Origin of the sequence: Micropruina glycogenica (assembly GCF_900289045.1) — a bacterium.
Lineage (GTDB): Bacteria > Actinomycetota > Actinomycetes > Propionibacteriales > Propionibacteriaceae > Micropruina > Micropruina glycogenica.
In genome coordinates, this window is sequence record NZ_LT985188.1 from 228,435 (window position 1) to 247,600 (window position 19,166).

General features: G+C 68.7%; 11 protein-coding genes. 6 read left to right on the plus strand and 5 right to left on the minus strand.

Annotated features, from left to right (window positions below; genetic code table 11):
• Window positions 1–129: 129 nt before the first annotated feature.
• Window positions 130–360 carry a hypothetical protein gene (locus tag MPLG2_RS01060; protein WP_197710027.1) on the plus strand — a complete coding sequence of 77 codons (231 nt, stop codon included), beginning with the start codon at window positions 130–132 and terminating at the stop codon, window positions 358–360.
• A complete protein-coding gene (locus MPLG2_RS01065) occupies window positions 357–770 on the plus strand; it encodes a type II toxin-antitoxin system VapC family toxin (protein ID WP_105184548.1) in 414 nt (137 codons plus the stop codon). Before MPLG2_RS01060 ends, MPLG2_RS01065 begins: the two co-directional genes overlap by 4 nt.
• 125 nt (window positions 771–895) lie before the next feature.
• Here the strand turns inward: MPLG2_RS01065 and MPLG2_RS01070 are convergent, their stop codons facing one another.
• Both MPLG2_RS01070 and MPLG2_RS01080 read right to left on the minus strand, forming a co-directional pair.
• Entirely contained in the window at window positions 896–2,158 is a 1,263-nt protein-coding gene (locus MPLG2_RS01070) for a DUF6880 family protein (RefSeq protein ID WP_231935741.1), read from the minus strand.
• Window positions 2,159–2,752: 594 nt separating this feature from the next.
• Entirely contained in the window at window positions 2,753–3,442 is a 690-nt protein-coding gene (locus MPLG2_RS01080) for a PASTA domain-containing protein (protein ID WP_158680763.1), read from the minus strand.
• 310 nt (window positions 3,443–3,752) lie between these two features.
• Here MPLG2_RS01080 and MPLG2_RS01090 point away from each other — a divergent pair, with 310 nt between their 5' ends.
• From MPLG2_RS01090 to MPLG2_RS01105, 4 genes are read left to right on the plus strand one after another with little or no spacing between them, the layout of a single operon-like run.
• Window positions 3,753–6,452 (plus strand): hypothetical protein, encoded by a 2,700-nt coding sequence (locus MPLG2_RS01090; RefSeq protein ID WP_105184552.1) that lies wholly within the window; start codon window positions 3,753–3,755, stop codon window positions 6,450–6,452.
• Entirely contained in the window at window positions 6,436–7,950 is a 1,515-nt protein-coding gene (locus MPLG2_RS01095) for a hypothetical protein (RefSeq protein WP_105184553.1), read from the plus strand. The genes MPLG2_RS01090 and MPLG2_RS01095 overlap by 17 nt, the downstream gene beginning before the upstream one ends.
• Window positions 7,951–7,964: 14 nt before the next feature.
• The gene (locus MPLG2_RS19185) at window positions 7,965–10,100 is read left to right on the plus strand and encodes a site-specific DNA-methyltransferase (protein WP_105184554.1); all 2,136 of its coding nucleotides are present in this window, start codon (window positions 7,965–7,967) and stop codon (window positions 10,098–10,100) included.
• A complete protein-coding gene (locus MPLG2_RS01105; protein ID WP_158680764.1) occupies window positions 10,097–12,757 on the plus strand; it encodes a DEAD/DEAH box helicase in 2,661 nt (886 codons plus the stop codon). Before MPLG2_RS19185 ends, MPLG2_RS01105 begins: the two co-directional genes overlap by 4 nt.
• A 59-nt stretch (window positions 12,758–12,816) precedes the next feature.
• Here the strand turns inward: MPLG2_RS01105 and MPLG2_RS01110 are convergent, their stop codons facing one another.
• The 3 genes from MPLG2_RS01110 to MPLG2_RS01120 are packed head-to-tail and all read right to left on the minus strand — an operon-like array spanning window position 12,817 to window position 19,161.
• Window positions 12,817–16,053: a DEAD/DEAH box helicase family protein gene (locus MPLG2_RS01110; protein ID WP_105184556.1), complete on the minus strand. Its 3,237-nt coding sequence runs from the start codon at window positions 16,051–16,053 to the stop codon at window positions 12,817–12,819.
• Window positions 16,050–17,888: a phospholipase D family protein gene (locus tag MPLG2_RS01115; RefSeq protein ID WP_105184557.1), complete on the minus strand. Its 1,839-nt coding sequence runs from the start codon at window positions 17,886–17,888 to the stop codon at window positions 16,050–16,052. The genes MPLG2_RS01110 and MPLG2_RS01115 overlap by 4 nt, the downstream gene beginning before the upstream one ends.
• Entirely contained in the window at window positions 17,881–19,161 is a 1,281-nt protein-coding gene (locus tag MPLG2_RS01120) for a DUF6361 family protein (protein WP_331826932.1), read from the minus strand. The genes MPLG2_RS01115 and MPLG2_RS01120 overlap by 8 nt, the downstream gene beginning before the upstream one ends.
• Window positions 19,162–19,166: the final 5 nt, after the last annotated feature.

The following is a 19,166-nucleotide window of genomic DNA, read 5'->3' on the forward strand; positions in this document are numbered from 1 at the left end:
CTTGACAATGTAGTCGTACGGCGACAAAGGGGCAAGTGGTCGTACGGCGACACTCTCGCCGATGATGGAATGTGCCGCACGGGTGCCAATCGGGATCCGTTGGATTCCTACTTCTAGTAGGATTGGTGCGTGACTGGAGTCCAGGGAGTTGAGAAGCACTCGGTGTCGATGCCGGCCGCCACATCGGAGTCGGTGCGTGCGCGCGTCGGTGCCCGCGGGTTTTCCGGATATGTGGCGGCCGCGGTGGCTCGACAACTCGAGCGGGATGCGCTGGACGACGCCCTGGCCCGGATGGAGGCCGAGCATGGCCCGGTCGACGAAGCCGAGGTCGCTGCGATCTTCGCCCGGCTGGCTGAATGATCGTCCGGCCGCATTCGTTGCTGCTCGACGCTGAGGCACTGTCCGCCCTGGCCCGGGACGATCGCAGCATGCAGGCGTGGGCCACGTTCGCGAAGCGCAGCGACTCCGTCATCTACGCCTCGTGTCTGACGCTGGCCGAGGTCACCGACGGCTCTGCTCGGGATGCCGGCGTTCGTCGGGCTGTGAAGGCGGTCAGGCTCGTTGACGTCGGCCCGGAGATCGGCTTTCGCGCCGGGCAGCTGAGGGCAGCCGCTTCGGCGTCTCGGCGCAAGCAGCGAGACCTGACGGTCGATGCGGTGGTGGCAGCTACCGCACTCAGCCTGCCAACGCCCGTGGTGGTGCTGACCTCGGACGCCGAGGATCTCGGGCTTCTGCTTGCCGGCTACGACGTTCGGATCGAAGGCATCTGAGAGTGTTTGGTGATCGACACCGTTCGGTGCGCATGACCCGAAGGGTGTGAATGCCGTGGCGGCCAGATGTTAGCCAGAACCTCGTCCAGATGTGAGATTTACATCATCGAGTACCTCGTGGTCGGCTACGGCAACCCGGCCTTGTCGAACTCCAGCTGCAGGCGGGGACGTCGGCGATGGGTCTCGCGAAGGTCGGCGATCAGCTCGTCCACCTCGGCCGCCTGCGGGCTGCCGGACGCGAGTGTTCGCATCCGGGCGAGCCGGCGGGCCGCTGATCGGTAAGAGCCCGCCCCGGCGTTCTCGAGATCGGCGAGCACCAGTTGGGTGTAGATCGGCAGGACGGCCAGCGGCTCGACCTTCTCGTAGCGCTTGGCCAGCTCCTGCCACAGCATCGAGTCGTCGAGGGTGAGGGAGTGGGCGAGGTTCCACGCCAGGGTGAGGTCGTCCAGCCCGTACAAGGCGAACGACACCGCCTCCCTGGGTCGGCGCTCCAGGGTAGCTGTGACCTCCTCGGCGTAGGTCGGCCAGGACGAGCCGCCCCGCTTGTTCAGCGCGGACGCGTTCGACGACGTCGGCCAGCGCCGGAACACCTCCAGCCGTGCAGGTAGCTCCTCGTCCGGACGGTGCTCGGCCAGCAACGCACACCAGTACACGGACGCTTTGGCGGCCTGGTGGCCGAGGTCGAAGTAGGTGGCCTGCCTGGCCCAATCGATGGCGAGGTCGAACTCGCCGATCTCGGCCAGTGCCTTGGCGGTGTCCTGCAGCCAGGCTGCCACCTTCCGGTCCCGGGAGTGGGTGGCGATGATGGCGTCCACGTCGCGATCCCAGACGGCCAGCCGACGGGCGTTCCACTCCAGGACGAAGCGGGTATGGTCCTGTTCGAGAACCTGGTGCCACGCGTCCCGGTCGGTGCTCCACAGGTTGTGCCGATGCTCGTCGGACAGCTTGGGGCTGAGCCCCGCGGCAATCTCGTCCAGCTTCATCCGGTAGGTGGTCATGCCGCGTTCGCCGAGCGCCGGGGCGTAGGCGACCGGGTCGATCGTGAAGAAGTCGCACTCGTTGTCGAACTGGAAGCGGATCATCCAGTCGACCAGCTTGCGGTCCGGCGGCGGCGCGGTGCGAACCAGCTGGGCGTGCAGCTCGAGCAGCTGCCGGATCGCGTCGCCGATGATTCCACTGGAATCGTCGGCTCGCATGATCACCTTGCAGGCGCTCGCGATCGCTTTCTGAGTGACCGTGAGCACCTCGGCCGGCGGCTGGTTCTCGGCCGCGTCCTGGAGCAGGGTCACGGCCTCGTGCAACTGGGAACCGTAGTCGTTGGCGGCCCGCCAACGGTGCAGGTCGGTGCGGGTCCGCACCAGGGGAAGGATCTGGTCAGCGAGGGTCACGGTCACATCATGCCGGGCGACTGTTGAGCGACGGGGCGGGGGACCATCGGTGAAGTGGACAATGACCTACGTTATACGAGAGCTTCGCGGTCACCCTCGGCCGGGTCTGCGTCTTCATGGACGTGCGGGCAGTCGACCAGACAGCAGGCGCAGACGCGAGCGCCGTCGGAGCGGACGAGGTCCGCGTCGTTGGTGCACGTGCAGCCGGGCTGCTGGCACTCGCACCGGACGCCGCGCTCGGTCAGTTCGAGGATCACCCTTCGAGGCTACGACGGACGTCGTCCTTCATCCACTCGTCGTGACCATCGAAGACCAAGCTGCGACGCTGATTCGACTCCTCACGGATGCCGAGTTGGGCGGCGTCCACCGGACTCCGCAAGCCCCTCAGATTCCAGACCCTCGAAGTGCCACAGACCTCATGCATCTGTGGTTCGCAGCCAGTCTGTCGCCGGTCAAATCTTGACCCCTGGCCGCCGGTTCACACCTACCGCCTCTCCCAAGGGGAGGCCGAGTAGTCAGACGTCAACTCGGTTCATCAGACGAGGCGCGGCGAACCCTGTGGGTCACGGGAAACAAGAGCTCGCACGCAGGGCACTACGAGACGGTCCGCGCCTCGCGGGCACGCATCCAGCCGTCTGTCGTTTCGCCGTTGATGGTGACCTCAGTGGCCTCGAGGATCATCTCGACTTTCGTGCCGTCTTCCCAGTCGAGTGTTTCAGACTCGTCGATGAAGACGAGGAGGTCAGAACCCTTCTTGGTTTCCAGGTACACGTAGTAGTCGCCCGAAGCGCCGGTGCCCCAGGGCGATCCTGTCAGCACCCCGGTGACTCGGAACAAGTCGCCGGTCTTGATCCCGCCCATCTTGCTGGAGTTGAGCCTGTTCACCAGCTTGTCGACGGTGGTTTCGGTGACCTTGTCGGAGGCGGTGACGGAGGGCGAAGCAACAGCGGTGGAAGCGGAAGCGCTCGGGGTGGTTGTGGGCTGCGACGAGGGTGAACCGTCTCGGTCGTCGCCTTCGCAGTCGCGGTCCACGGTCAAGCGCGGCTTCTCAGTCACCGGTGCACCTGCCGCCGGCAATTGCTCGCACACCTGCCAGTTGTGCTCCTGCAGGATTCCGAAAACCCCACCGCCGAGCACCTCGGCTTCACCGCTGATGTTGGCTCGCTTGAGGTCGCTCTTGGCCACGTCGAGTTGTTTGCCGACGACGTTAGGCATCGTGGGTGGTGTGCTGCTGCAGCCGGCGAACGCCAATAGCATCACGAAGGCCATTGCCGAATAACGCATCCGCGTTCACTCCTTTGCAGACGTCTCCTCAAGTTCACTATCGCAGAGAAAACTACTACGATCAGTAGTAATAGGTCGATCGCCAAGAGTCGCCTACGCGGGTGACACTCCCGTGGGGAGTGCCGGCGAGCAGGGCTAACCGAACAGGCCCGCGGACGATCCGGCTCGCTTCCAACCAGAGACTCGGGTCGAGGGCATCATGCGTCGGCTCCTCCGCCCGCATCCTGACGTTGTCGGCGATGGCGAGCGATCGGGTGCGCCGTCGCCAGCCGACGATCGCTAGCATGCGGTGAAAGTGAGAAGGGACGACATGAGCAGCACGCTGAAGGCCGGTGGCGGCTCGAGCGCGTCCGCGTGGGCCGTCCACTCGGTGTGCGCCCGGTACCGGGGCACCGACCCGCTGGTCACCGGCCAGTCCCGGCGCCGGCTCGCGGCTCAACTCCATTTCCCCGACGTGTCCGCCGGCATCCCGGACGCCCGCTGGACGCGCGCCATGATCTTCGAGCGGTTGTGCCACGACGCCGCCTTCGCCGGCGAGGTGACGGCGCGCGCGGCCGGCTGGAGCGGGTTCGCCCGGCCGACGTCGGTCGCCCGGATCGACTGCGGCGTGTCCACCGACCGCACCCTTACCGAACTGGCGAAAGCCGCCGAACGCGCCGCCGACGGCACGGCCACCCTGCTCTACAAGCTGGCCGCCCCCTACCCGGGCTTCGCGCCCGGTGACGCCACCAACGTGCTGCCCGACCTCGCGGTGGTGGCGAACGGACCGGACGGACCGTCGCTCATCGTGGGGGACGTCAAGGACTACGAGCGCGTCCGCTCCCGCATCGACGACGGCCGGCTGCTCAAGGGGTTCCTGCAGGTCGCGATGGGCGCGTTCGCGTTCCGCCGCTGGGACGCCCTACCCGCCGCCCTCACGGTCAGTTCGCACGGCTTTCTCGCCGTCCCGCGCAGCGCGTTCTTGCAACCGACCGTGGAGGTGGAGGACCTCACCGACCACCTCGCCGAGGTCGAGGCACAGTGGCGCAGCCGCCTGACCGGTCAGTCGGACACCACCGTCGACGAGCGCGTCGCCGACTACGTGACCGGCCTGCCGCACCGCTTCGACCCGTCCAGTTGCCCGTCGTGTTCGCTGTTCAACTTCTGCCGGCACGAGCTGCGCGAGTCCGACGACCCGGACGCACTGCTCGAGGAGCTCGGCGTGCCGGAGAACGAGTGGCCGCAGGTCCGCCCCGTGGTGGACGGTCACGAGCCGCTGCCCGGCGCCAACGCGTCCACGGTGGCGCGGGTGCGTGCAACGGTAACCGGCGTGGTGGCGAGCACCGGCCAGCGGCGGCTGGACCCGGTCGGCCGCCCCGGAGCGGTCAACGTCGTCGCGGTGAAGAGCGATGCGGCCGCCCTCGGTTTCCACGGTGTCGGGGTGAGCCGCGAGACCGACGACGGGCCGACCCCGTGGCGGTTCGAGGTGTTCGTCGACCCACAGTCGGACGAAACGCGCCGCAGGGTGATGGCGATCGTGGGCAAGCAGATCGAACTGGCGATGGGGGCCAACCTGCGCCGCAACCCGACCAGCCCCGACCCGGTGCACGTGGTCGTTCCGGACGGCGCGACGGCCGACCTGCTCGCCAGCATCGCCGATCAGCTCGCCGGCGTCGAGATCAGCCGGCTGCGCTGGAAGCGAGACCAAGAGATGCGCCGCCCGATCCTCACCTTTGACGGGGAGCCCGCGGTGATGCCCAGGGCGCTGGAGGGCGCCCGGCGCACGGCGGTGTCGTTCCTGCTGGAGCACGACCGGGCGCGCATGCTGACGCTTCGCGACCCGGTGGTCGACCTGACCGGCGTGCTGGCGCGCCACTTCGTGCCGGGCGGCTCGTGGGTGGACGCGCGCCGCCTCGACTACCAGGTGGCGTGGGTGACGGCAACGGAGCCGGTCGACTACCGCGAGGTCTCCGACCGCATCGAGGCCAGCGATCACACCCCGGGGGCCCGGCTCGGCAACGACACGTCGAACGCCGTCCATCACGCGTTGCGCGAGGTGCGCCGCACCGGTGACGTGACCGACTACGAGAACCTGGTCACCGACGAGCTCCGCTACAAGGCCGCGACGGTGGACGCCGCGATCCAGGAGCTCGGCAACCTGCCCGACTCGAAGCTGCAGCCCGCGTACCGCAGCCTGGAGGGGGACGCGCAGAAGGTGTGGCGGCGGCGCAAACGGCTCCGCGCCTCCGACCTGGTCCGGTTTGGCCGCACCTACGCCTACTGGCGCAACTTGCTGGTCGACGTCATCCAGGCCGACGACAAGTGCGCCACTCAACTCGCCGTGCTGTCCAGCCCGGTGCGCGCCGCCGAGAAGGCGAACGACCCGGGCGACCGGGACGTGACGTGGGCGACGGTGGTCAGCGCCCGCCCGCTCACCCTGGACGTCGCGTCGCGCCGGTTCACCGACGGGGAGCGCGTCGTCCTGTTGGCGTGCGGCACCGACCCGTGGGTGGAGACCGACGGCGTCACCGTCACGCTGCAGGCGGGCGCGATCAAGCTGCGCGCGTTCCCGCTCGGTCCCCTCGAAGCGCAAAGGGGAGCGGACGATCGACCCACGCCCGGCCGCTTCCGCTGGGCGCCCGCCGTGGTTCCGCCCGTCCGGCCCGGGGACCGGCTGATCGTCGCCCGGCTCGACTGGTTCAACGCGCTGCGCCGCAAGGAGGAGTTCAACGTCGAACGGCCCAAGCAGGACGACCAGGCGGCGCCGAAGACGACGTGCGACGAGGGGTCGTACGCCGGCGACGCGGACGTGCACCGGTGGTGCTGCAAGCCGCACGAGTTGGTGGAGGCGGACTTCGCCGACGACCTGGCGCTGCGCCGTGCGCGCAACGAGCTGAACCCACAAGTGTGGCCGCCGGTGCTCGACGACGACGGGTTCGAAGTGCCGCCGGCGGGTAAGCCCACCGCGCGCACCGTCGACGTGCCCGACTCGGCCCCGCCCGAGGGGGTGACCGTTGACGAACTGGAGTGACGTCACGTTCACGCCGCTCGTCCCCGCCCCTGACGCGAGGCACCACGAGGCGGCGGCGGCCGGCAACACCGCCGTGACCGCCGCCGCCCAGCGGGAGTTGCTGGCCGCGCTCACCACCCCGCCGGACTCCGACGGGCGCGTCACCCACCTGCTGCTGAAGGCGGCCGCCGGCGCCGGCAAGTCGCACGCGCTGAAGCGGCTGATCGCCGCCGCCGCCGGCGCTCCCGGTACCCGGCGGGTCGGCGTCACCGCGTTCACGAACAACCAGATCAGGCCCCTCGCGCAGGACCTGGCCGGACAACTCGGCCGCGACCGGGTGTGCCTGCACCTGTCGAAGAAGGCGGCCGACGTCTTGCCCCCGGGCGTCACCACCGACATGACGGTCAGCACCACCGCCGCCGCCATCCCGCCCACCGCCGACGTGGTGGTCGCCACCGCGCACAAACTGAAGGCGCCCGGCGAGCGCGGGCGCCTGGCGGGTCAACTCGGCGTCCCCGACGGCGACGCGCTGTTCGACGCGCTGTTCGTGGACGAGGCGTGGCAACTGCCGCACCACCTGTTCGACGCGATCAGCGGCGTCGCCCCGCTGATCGTCGGCGTCGGCGACGTGGGCCAGTTGCCGCCGCTGGAGATCGGCGCGAACCCGTGGCGCGGCGACGCGCGGCACAACCCGTACCGGGCGTGGCCGAACGCGTTCACCGGCCGGCCGGGCACGTGGGAGAGGGAACTGCCCGCCGTGTGGCGACCGGCCGGCGAGGCGCTCGGTCTGTGGCGCGCGTTCTACCCGACCTGGGCGGAGTTGAACTCGGTGGCCGCCCCCGGCGAACGCACCGTCACCCTGCACGGCAACGTCGAGTCGGCCCCGCTGTGGCGCCACGTGGGCTCCGGCGCCCCCACCCTGGTGGAGGTGACCGGACTGCCCGACTCGGAGGCGCCCGACATCGACCTGCCGCTCACCGACCTGCTCGAGCGCTGGCTGGACGACCTGTTCACCGCCGGGTTCACCGTCGAGGCGCGGCGGTACGCCGACGACGGCACCCCCCTGGGCGAGACGGTGACAGACCGGCCCGGCGTGCGCGACGACGGCGACCCGCTGGTGGTGATCCTGGCAACCCGCAACCAGGCCGTCGACGACGCCACCGCCCTGGTCGAACGGCTGCGCCTCAAGCACGGCCTGCGCGAGCGCGATCTGGTCGCCTCCACCGTCGACTCGTGGCAGGGCCAGACCAACGCGATCACCGTCGCGCTCCACCCGCTCAGCGGGGCGACCGCGCTGGACGAGTTCAACTCCGCGTTCGGACGGCTGGCGGTCGCGTGCACCCGCGCCACCCACGGCCTGCTGGTGCTGGCCCGCGCCGGCCTGGACGACCTGCTCGCCGCCGCCCCCGCCCGCCCCGGCACCCCGTTCGGCGAGCCGGGCGTGCGCCAGTTGCCGCGCCAGACGCACCAGCGCATCGTGTCCGCGTTCACCCGAGCCACCGTCGACGTCACCTCGTAACCCCAGGAGCGCCCGTGTCCCGTCTGTCCGACCTGATCCGCGAAGCGAAGCGGCTCGACGCCGGCCTCGGCAACGAACTCGAGAAGGAGGTGCGGCACCTGCAGGAGCGGCGCGCGTTCGGGCTCAACTTCGAGCGGCACCAACCGGAGGCGGTGGACCTGTACGGGCGCCCGGTGCGGGTCGGCGACAAGGTGCGCATGCTGCCGCCCCGCGGAGAAACCGCCGCGCCGGACAAGCGCCTGTGGGTCGTCACCGGCGGCGCCACCGTCGACGGGCAGAGGCGCGCCGACCTGCGCGACCCGAAGACCGGCGACACCGCCACCCACCCGGTGGACGACCTCGTGGTGGTAGCCGAGAACACCGACGTGATCTACCCGGGCCTGGTCAGCACCGGCAAGGTGGAACGGGGCGGAGACAAGCCGTTCCACACGGTCATCAACGCCGAGAACTTGCACGCGCTGGAGGCGCTGCTGTACACCCACCGAGGCAAAGTCGACGCCATCTACATCGACCCGCCGTACAACACCGGCGCGAAGGACTGGAAGTACAACAACGACTACGTCGAGGGCGACGATCTGTACCGGCACAGTAAGTGGCTCGCGTTCATGGAGCGGCGGCTGAAGTTGGCGAAGGAACTGCTCAATCCCGAGGATTCAGTGCTCATCGTCACCATTGACGAGAAGGAGTACTTGCGGCTTGGGTTGCTCCTTGAGCAGACCTTTCCGGGCGACTCTGTTGAGATGGTTACAACGGTCATAAGTGCGAAGGGAGTGGCCCGATTCGGCCAGTTCTCCCGGGTAGAGGAGTACATCTTCTGCGTTCGCCTAGGCCAACAGGAAGTAGGGCTCTCTGAAACAAACATGCTGGACGAATCACGGTCCGCGTCGGCCCAGATTGGGAAACCGGTCGATTGGCTCGGCCTTCGGCGGAGGGAGCCATCGGCTCGACGCGGAGCTCGGCCTAAGCAGTTTTACCCAGTTTTTGTCGACTCGGCATCTGGCTTTATCCACTCCGTTGGAGACTTTATCACCGACGCGGTAGATCGGCACTCGATCGAGGCTCCGCCGGGCACCTTCGCAGTCTGGCCGCTTCTCCCCAACGGCACGGAAGGACTCTGGGGAGTTACGCCCGACACCGCTCGGTCCTACCTCTCGGACGGATACCTTCGCTCTCGCAACTACAAGCCTGAAAAACGAACGGTTGCGGTTCAGTACCTCCCGAGCGGAACTGTGGCCGCAATTCGGGCGGGTGACATCAATGTCGAGGGCCGCGATGAGAGCGGTGGCGTCATTGCAACCTATAGAACCGCCAAAGGTGTCATTCCCAAGCGTGTCTGGAATATGACATCCCACAATGCAGAGACGCAGGGCACAAATCTGCTCTCAGTATTGCTTCCAGGCCGCAGATTTCCCTTCCCAAAGTCCATCTACGGAGTGGAAGATACTCTGCGATTCTTCACAAAGGACAAACCGGGCGCAACCGTCATTGATTTTTTTTCGGGCTCTGGTACAACCGCACAAGCCATAATGCGCCTCAATAGGCAGGATGGCGGCCGTCGAACGTCCATAGCAATAACGAACAACGAGGTGGCCGCCGACGAGCAGCGCGCTCTGCGTCAGCGGGGCCTGCGTCCGGGCGACCCCGAGTGGGAGTCGCTCGGCATCTGCGACTACATCACGAAGCCGCGCATCGAGGCTGCCATCACCGGCCGCACACCCTCCGGCGACCCCATCAAAGGCGACTACAAGTTCACCGACGAGTTCCCGATGGCCGACGGATTCGAAGAGAACGCCGAGTTCTTCACGTTGACCTACGAGGCGCCGCTGACGGTGTCAGCCGGTCACGCGTTCGCGCGGATCGCGCCGCTGCTCTGGTTGCGGGCCGGGTCGCGCGGTCGCCGGATCGAGTCGCTGGAGGACGGCTGGGACGTGGCCGAGGCCTACGGCGTGATCGAGCGGCTGGACGGGCTGGACCGGTTCGTCGACGCGCTCCGTGCGCAGCCCGAAGCGAAGGTGGCGTTCATCGTCACCGACGACGAGCGCCGGTTCCAGAGCGCGTGCGCTGCGCTGCCCGAGCGCGTCGAACCCGTCCGGCTCTACGAGAGCTACCTGCGCAACTTCCAGATCGACGCGGTCAGGAGTTCGCGGTGAAGTTCACGCTGAAGGACTACCAGGCCGAGGCCGTCGACCTGCTGCTGGAGCGGCTGGAGCGCGCCCAGTCCGACTACCGCGAGACCGGGTTGCGGTCGTCGGTCAGCCTGTGCGCGACCACCGGCGCCGGGAAGACCGTCATGGCCGCCGCGGTGATCGAGGCGCTGTTCAACGGGTCCGACGAGTTCGAACCCGACGAGGGGGCCGTCGTCGTCTGGTTCTCCGACGACCCGTCCCTGAACGAGCAGACCCGCAACCGGCTGCTGGAGGCGTCCGACAAGCTGTCGTTCACCGACCTGGTCACCATCGAGCCGCCGTTCTCGCAGCCGCGACTGGAGCCGGGCAAGGTCTACTTCCTGAACACCCAGAAGCTGTCGGTCACGTCCAAACTGACGCGCGGCACGCGTGACGTGGCGGACGAGAACCGGTTCGAGCAGTTCCAGGCCCCCGACGATCAGGCGTGGACGATCTGGGACACGCTCAACGACACGATCCTGGACGACGAGTTGACCCTCTACCTGTTTCTGGACGAGGCGCACCGCGGGTTCGGCGGCAAGGGCACGTCGAGGGACAAGTCCACCATCGTGAAGCGGCTGGTGCACGGGTCGAACGTGGTCACCCCCGCCCCGATCGTGGTCGGCATCTCCGCCACCATCGGCAGGTTCGCGACCGCGATGAGCGAGGCGGAGTTTCAGCAGGACCGGCGGGCACTCGAGCCGGTCAACGTGGACGGCGCCCGGGTGCAGGAGTCCGGCCTGCTGAAGGACACCGTCGTGCTCGACTTCACCACCGAGGCGGGCGTGTTCGACCGCGCCCTGGTGCGCCGCGCCGCCGAGAAGCTGCAAGCGTCCACGGAGGCGTGGGCGGAGTACGCCGCCAGCCAGAAGGACCCCAACGCGGCCGTGTCGCCGCTGCTGGTGCTGCAGATCCCGAACAAGCCCGACCACGACCTTGTGGGTGGTGCGCTGGACGTGATCGGCGAGGTGATCCCGTCGGTAACGCAGCAGGCGGTGCGGCACGTGCTCGGCGACCACACGGCGCAGGAGTTCGGCAGTTGGACCGTCAACTGGATCGAGCCGCAGTCCGTGGAGGACCGCACCGACGTGCGCGTGCTGGTGGCGAAGGAGGCGATCAGCACCGGCTGGGACTGCCCGCGCGCCGAGGTGATGGTGTCGTTCCGCACCGCGAGGGAGCACACCCACATCACCCAGATCCTGGGCCGGATGGTGCGGAACCCGCTCGCTCGAAGGGTGCCGGGCGACGACCGGCTCAACTCGGTGAACTGCCTGCTGCCGTACTTCGACCGCACCACCGCCGGCAAAGTGGTGAAGTTCCTGACCGGCCAGATCGCCGACATTCCGGGCACCGGCAAGAAGGTGCTGCTGGACGGGCGCGAGATGGTGGTCAACCCGACCCTGGCCGACGACGGGGAGTTGTGGGACGCGTGGCGCGCGATGCCGACGCAACTGCTGCCGCAGCGCGGCGTGCGTCCCGTGAGCAGGCTGCTGCAGTTCGCGACCGAACTGGCCAACGACGGGCTGCGTCCGACCGCGTGCACCGACGTCGAGGAGGCGGTGCTGCGCGAACTGGACGCGTGCGCGATCCGGTACGCCCGCAAGGTGGACTCCGCGCGCGAGGAGGTGCTCACCATCCACGGCCAATCGATCGCCGGCACCACCGGCGAGCAGACGCTCGCGTACACCGAGTTCACCATGCACGCCGACGATCAGGCGGTCGCGGTCGCGTTCAAGGACGCCAAGGCGGCGTTCAGCGACGTCGCCCGGGCGTACGTCAAGCACCACGTCGGCGACGCCGAGGACGACTTCGCCAACCCGGTGCGCGACGCGATGGTGGAGTGCGCCGCTCTGGCGACCGTCCCGGAGATTCGCGAGACCGTGGACGCGCTGGCGAACGGCCTGTTCGACCGGTGGGACTACGAGCATCGGCAGGGCATCGAGCGGCTGGGCGATCTGCGGCGCGACGCCTACCGCGAGATCAAGGCGCAGGCGCCCGACCCGCAGGTGACGTCGCTGATCCGGCCGCGGGTGCGGCTGGAGGACTTCCAGGAGCTCGACGCGAACGACCAGGTGACGATGGCGCCGCTGGTCGCGAAGCACCTGATGTCGGACGACGCGGGCCACTTTCCGCTGTCGCGGCTGAACGAGTGGGAGCGGACGGTGGTGCTCGCCGAACTGGCGAAACCGACCACCGTCGCCTGGTACCGCAACCCGCCCCGCTCCGCCGGCGACTCGCTGTGCGTCGCGTACCGCAACGAGTTCGGCAACTGGCGCGGCATGTACCCCGACTTCGTGTTCTTCGAGCGCGTCGACGGGCGGGTCGTGCCGTCCATCATCGACCCGCACCGGCACGACCTGGACGACGCGTTGCTGAAGGTCCGCGCCCTCGCCGGGTTCGCCGAACAGTTCGGGGACCGGTTCGGGCGCATCGAGTCGCTGGCGGAGGTGAACGGCAAGATGCGACGGCTCGACCTGAAGAGCGCGCGCGTGCGCAAGGACGTTCGCTACTGGAACCGCGACGTGAGCGACCTGTACCTCGACGCCGGCGAATTGATCACCGGGGTGGCGGCTGTACAGCCGGGGCGGCCGCCGGGTCAGTCCGGACGTCCGAACCAGTCCACGCCTCTGTTCGGGGACTGACTCGGGCCGGGGGATCCGGTTCGGCGTTCGTGAGCGCGCACCGGCGTCGATCTCGACGCTCACGGCTCTTCGTTCACGTCTGGCCCGGGCCAGTCCGGCGCGCTCAGGTCCAGACGGAGGGCGTCCAGTGTGTCCGGAGCGGACTGGGTGTACCGCCGCTTCAGCAGCTCGAGCATGTCCTCCTGGAGCGGTTGCCCGAACGTGAGGCGGTAGAGGGCGACGTCGCGTTTGATGTTGGCGAGCCGGGACTCGTCGACGCTCAGGCCGAACGGCGACACGTGTCGCTCGATCTTCGCGGGCCCCGGGTACACCCAGTGCGGCGCGAAGTCGCCGAGGTTCGCCTCCTCGTCCTGGGCCAGGCGGTACGCGGCGCGCCACGGGTTCGGGTCGTCGGAGGCGAGGATCGCCTCCGCGTGCCGGTGGGCGATGTTCTTGCGCACCGCGTGCCCGTCGTACCGGTCGACGCGGCCCTCCCGCTGCTCGAAGTCGATCGGGCTCGCGGGCGTGTTCCAGTGCAGCAGGGAGTGACTCCACCAGTGAAAGTCGATGCCCTCCTGACCGACGCTGGTCGTGGCGAGCACCAGCGGCCAGAACGGGCTGTTGAACGCTTGACGGACCACGGGCAACCGGTTGCTCTCCTGCTCCTGCCGGCGACCGCCGTAACGCAGCGCGAACCGCGCCGGGAGAGTGAGGCGCTCCCTCGGGTTGTCGGGGTTGAACAGTTCGTAGCGGGCGGGGCGCAACGCGACGGCGGTCGCAGCTGCTCGGGCGATCTCCATGAGCTTGGCGTCGTCCAGCTCGGCCGAACCCAGGTTGACGGCCAGGTGGTGCAGATACTCGTCCATGACGGCCTGCAGGTTGCCCCACGCGCAGTAGGCCAGCACGGCTCGCCAGTACACGGCGTCCGGGTTCAGCTGGTCGAGCAACAGAGTCGTCTCCGGCCGGGAGAACAGCGTCCGGAACGACGAGGCGAGTTGGGCCGCGGCGAGCCACAGTCCACCGGGCGTCACCTTGGGGTGGTCGTGGCTGATGCGGCGTAGGGACCGGTACGCGACGTTGGCGGGCGAGTGCGCAGCCACGTCGGCCAGCACCTGCAGCACCTCGTCGGTGATGGCGCGATCCTGCGCCGAGCCACGCGTCCGGAATGCCTCGCGCACGTGGTTGGTGAGCAGCTCCGGTTCACGGTCCCGGGCTTGTGACGGGGCGTTCCCGTCCGTGGGCTCCTCCTCGTCCTCGACGCCCGCGAGCGCGGGGACCATGTCGGCGATGCCGAGCCCCGGCGGGAACGAGTCCGGCCGGCGGAACAGCTCGAACCAGTGCGACGCGAGGCCGACGGTGTCCTCGTCCGCGACCGGTTCCACCTCCGGTCGGAGCCGGTCGACGATCGCTTGGCGCAGGGACGACGCGTCCACGGGCGCGCCCGTCTCCCGGCGGTGGTCCCTCGGGTCGGCCAGTTCCGCCGACCCGGGGGCGGGCCAGAACAGCGCGAGAGTCGCCATGCTGGCGGGTCGGTCGCGCTCTCGGTCCATGCGGAAGGCGAGTCGTCCGCGCCGGCCCTTCCGCTCGGTGTCGCGCTCGTCGGGCGTCTTGTCGCGGAACGAGTCACCGGCCGACAGCCGGTCGGACTCGTAGCTGAGCAGGGTGGCGACGGCGCTCGGGGTCGCCATCCACGACGAGAAGACGAGGCGCTTCGTCACGCGGGACGCGAACTGCTCGGCGTACGGGCCGCCCGGGGCCAGGTAGGGCAGCGAGGGCGGAACCCACAGCAGCTTCCACCACCCGGCGTCGACCGTCTCGTCCGCGAGCCGCCGCAGCCGCGCGTTCGCCAGATCCACCGCCTCGTAGGCCTTGATGGCGTCCGTGTCCAGTCGCTGTGTCCTCTTCAGCAGGCGTCGCACTCCGGTCGCCCGTGAGGGGTCCTTGAGCGCCTCCCTGACCTTCTCGGCGATCTTGTACCCGTCCATGAAGTTCGCGAAGTACGGCGCGGACTTCCAGTACTCCACGGAGAACGGCGCGCCCACCTTACGGGCGACGTCGCGCATCGCGACGAACCCGAGCAGGTCCTGCGCGGGGATGGAGTCGAGCCTGCTGAACGACTCGGTCGCCATCGTCGCGCCCACGACGCGTGGACGCTCGGTGCGCGTCATGAGGCGCAAAAGCAGACGCCTGAGTTCCTGCGTGACCTGGTCGGCCGGTTCGCCGGCGACGACCGCTTTCCGGTAGTCGGCCAGCGCGGTCGCGATGTCGCCGCGGGGGTCACCGGCGCTCCCGTCGGCGAGGAACTCGACCATCGTCATGAAGTCCTTGTGGTGATCCTCGCCGAACTGCGCCTCTTCGGCGTAGGTGAACGGCTTGTACGGGGTGGCCGACAGCAGCAGGGTCCTCGCGGCGTCGTACTCGTACAGGCTGTGGGCGAGTTCGCCGGCCTCGGTCTGCTTGTTGAGCAACTGACGGAACCGCTGGAACTCGTCCAGAATCACGAGGTCGGGGGTGAGCAGGTGGACGCTCTCGCGCGCCAGCGTGGATCGAAGGTCGCCGACGAGGCCCAAGACCCGATGCCAGCTTCCGGGTCCGAGCTCACCCCGCTGCTGAAGGTCCAGGAGTTCGGCGAACCGGTCCAGCAGGCTCGCGGGTGCGCCGTCCGGCCTTCGTTCGGCCGCCGTCAAGAAGGCGTCGACGACGTTCTGATCGATGTCGTCCCGCAACTCGTCCCGCAGCCGCGACACGTACTGGCGTAACCGCTCCCACGAGGACACGCTCCCTTTCAGGAGTTGGTGAGCGGCCTGCGCGCGGTCGCCGAACAGTTCCAGCCGTCGCTCCAGCAGCAAGTAGAGCATCGCCCGCTCCTCCGCCTTGCCCGACCTCCACCCCTTCTCGAACGACGTACCGGGAGTGAAGGAGACGAGGTTGACCGGTTTGAGGAACCGGGCGCCGCCCTCGGGCGCGAAGTGGCGCGAGTGCTTGGCGAGCAGCGTGAGTCTGCTGGCGATGCCGTGGTGCGGGTCACCGGTGACGTTCAGCTTGCGCAGGTTCTGCCGGGCCAGGTCCGTGTTGGAGCAGACGTACACGATGTCGATGCGGTCGACCGAGTCGTCGTGCTGCAACTCCTCGATCGTGCGCGCGATCACGCCGCGGGCGACGATCGTCTTGCCCAACCCGGTTTCGTCGGCGACCAGGAAACGGTTCGAGTCCCGCTGGCGGTAAAAGCGGTCGATGATGTGCTCGACCGTGTTCCGCTGAAACCGAGTGAGGCCGGCCAGCACCGGCGCCGCCGAGAACACGAGGTCAGTGGTCATCGCTTCCCCCGGGGGAGCTTGTCGAGCGCCTTCTTCACCGATACCCAGAACTCATCGAAACCGTCGGGAAGCACGGACCGCCCCGACTCGGTCTGTTGCAGGCGCGAGACGAGCTGGTCGAGGTCGGCCAGCGCCTCGCGACGATCCGCCAGCGCGCCGAGCACCAACTCGAGGACGCCGGTCCACCCGCCGCCACCGAACCCCCACCTTCCCGCCCCGTCACCGGCGTTCTGCTCGTTCGACACCCACAGTCCGTCCCAGTTGCCCAGGCCGAGCAGCAGCGTGAGGAAACGCAGGAACTTTTCTGGGGTGTCGACCTGACGGGCGAGGATCTCGTCGAGCCGTGACGGCGGGTCGTTCACCAGGACGGCGTGGACGACGGTCCCGAGCTCGTTCCCGTCGGGATCCGTGGCGTTCAGGATGAGGAACGGCGTGACGTTCGGCGTGGCGACGCCGCCGAACGTGAGATCGGCCGGCTCGACGCGCGCGAGGGCGTGCGCGGTGCCCGGGACGGTGAGCAGGCCCGCCGTGACCGAGAAACCGTCCCGAACGGGCACCGGCGCGAGGCTGGCGAGGGCCAGCCGATGGGCGTCACCGTCAGGACTGACCGTGAGGGTGAAGCGGACCTCCGCCAGTGCGCGAAGCTGATTCTGCAGCGCCCGCAGTGCGTCGTCGGACGGGTCGACCTCGGCGCCCCCCGTTGCGGCATAAGTCTCCAGCAGGTCGCGGAACGGGCTGTCGTCGCCCAGGAACGCGTCGATGCCGAGCTCTCGTGCACGACCCGCCAGCTCGACGGCGAACTCGACGTTGCCGGCGTATGCCGACGACGTCGCGTTGGGCGAGCCGACGAACAGGTGCGCCCGTCCGTAGCTCCGCTCCACGATCGTGATCTTCGCGTGGAGGTCGGTGACCGAACCGTTCTCCTGCGGATCGACCACCACGTGGGGCTCCGGGCCAGCGATAGATGCCACATGGTCGGCTTCCTGCGGCTCGTGCAGAGAAGCGGCCTGATTCAGCACGAGCACACGGCCCACGCGCTGCAAGGTCGCGGATGACAGTCGATCCAGCTCGGCGGGTCGTGACACCAGCGTGACGTCCTTGCTGCGACCCGTGAGGTGCGCGATGCCCTGGTCGTTGCAGAACGGCGACACCACGAGGTGCCTGCGTCCGGAGAAGTTCACCGGGTCGCTCGCGTCAGGCACGCCGAACGCGTGGAAGGCGAGCTCCTGGACACCCTGCGGTGCGGTCCACGCGACGTGCGAGGCCCGCTCCGCGAGGTCGCGCAATCGCTCGAGTCGAGAAGGGTGGAGCGGTTCGACCGCCAGTTCGGGCAGGTGCGAAATGAGGGCTTTCAGCGGAGCGTTGGCGGGAACGGCGTCGTAAGAGTGCGTCCCGTTCAGCGTCACGACCGCGTCCCACGCCTGGCTGCCGGCGAGGTTTCGAGTCGAGCACAACAGCCGGTACTGGTCCGGCAGCCCTTCCGCCGCGTAACACAGGAACCACACCTTCGGGTGGAACAGGAAGCCCGCCCGGGGACGCCGGACGGGGTGCACCATCGGCTCCAGGAACGCCATCAGGTCGGACGCCTGCCGAGGCACGGAGATCTGCCCGGCCTGGCAGAAGACGTCGACGCGATCGGTGCAGGAGCGGACCGCCTCGAGTGCGGCGACCGGGTCGGGCGAGTCGCGCAGCTCGAACGACGCGAACGCCAGGGGCGGGACGAGCGCGGTGGTCAGGTCGAGGGTGAACGTGGTCGCCACCGCGGACAGCAGCCGATAGTCGCGCGGGGGGCGCAGCTGGTCGAGCAGGACGACCCGGGCGTCCGGCTCAAGCATCGCGGTCAGCCGTCGGCTCGGGCGAACTGAGGCCCTGATGGATGTCGGCCAGGATGGCGCGGACGGTCGGCCAGCGGTAGTTGAGGGCCCCGCTTCCGGAGTCGCCGCTCCAGGAGGCGAGCAGCCGGTCGTTGATCAGGCGCGACTGCGACTTCTTGAGGCGGCGTTCCCGGCTTTCGACGATCTGCCTGGCGCGAGGGTCGTCGAGCGCCGCCTGGGCGGAGCCGTCGAGGACCGCTGAGATCCAGTCGTTCACGAACGTCCGGGTGCTCCACGAGATCCGCGCGTTCAGTCCGGTGACGTGCGCCCAGAATCGGTCCAGGTTCCACTCCCGAAGCCTTCGACGATCACTGTCCGCCTCTTCGAGCCAATCGCGATACCGCTGTTCGTGGCGGGTCGCCGCATCGACGACCCGGTTGTGGCCGGCTGCTTCGTACCGCCGCGCGACCATCACGTTGTAGAGCAGGGAGGCGCCGTGCATGGTGAAGGAGAACAGCTCGGCGTGGCGCAGCACGTCCTGGGTCTGGTCAGGAGCGGTGCGGCACAGCGGGTCATGCCACGGAAGGTCGATGGCTGGGGCGGGTGCTCGATCTGCCGTAACCAAGTGGGAGAGCAGGGTGTCGGGCACGCTCGCGAGGATCCGTTCCCGCAGCCATTGAGCCTCTCTCGGAGCGAGGTCGAGCCCGCCGGGGAGGGCGTGGGGGAAACCGATCGGGGCGTCGGGGAGCGTGGGGTGCCAACTGCCCCGAGCTCGTTCGGCGAGTTCGTCGGAGCCGCTCTCACGTCCCGAACGGGAGAGTGTCAGCTGTTCGGGGTCGGTGTCGTTGCGAAGGATTCCGTACTGCTGGAGACCGGCCCAGTAGATGGTGGACGGAAGATTCTTCACCGCTCGCCCCTGAACGCGGCCGATCACGCCGAGGTGGTCGGTCTTCTGCAACACCGTGACCAGGTCCCGATCGGTGGCGCGCCGCAGCGCTCGCTGCTTGGCGGGATCGCGCTCTTTGGTGGCCGCGTAGCGGTAGGTCCACGGCACGATCAGGAAGTAGCGCGCACGGGTGAGCAGGACCGTGGTGCCCGGGAACAGCGTGTCGCTCAGCACCTGGCGGACCTGGCCGATCCCGAGTTCGTCGCGACTCTCGGGCTGGGTGAACAGTGCGATCAGTTCGCGGACGCGGCGCTGCTCGTCGGCCGAGGTGTCGAGCCACGCAATGCTCGAGACCATGAACCCTCCCGCGCGTTCAGCGTCGATGGCCCCGGGATTTCCGTGCCCCATCGCGT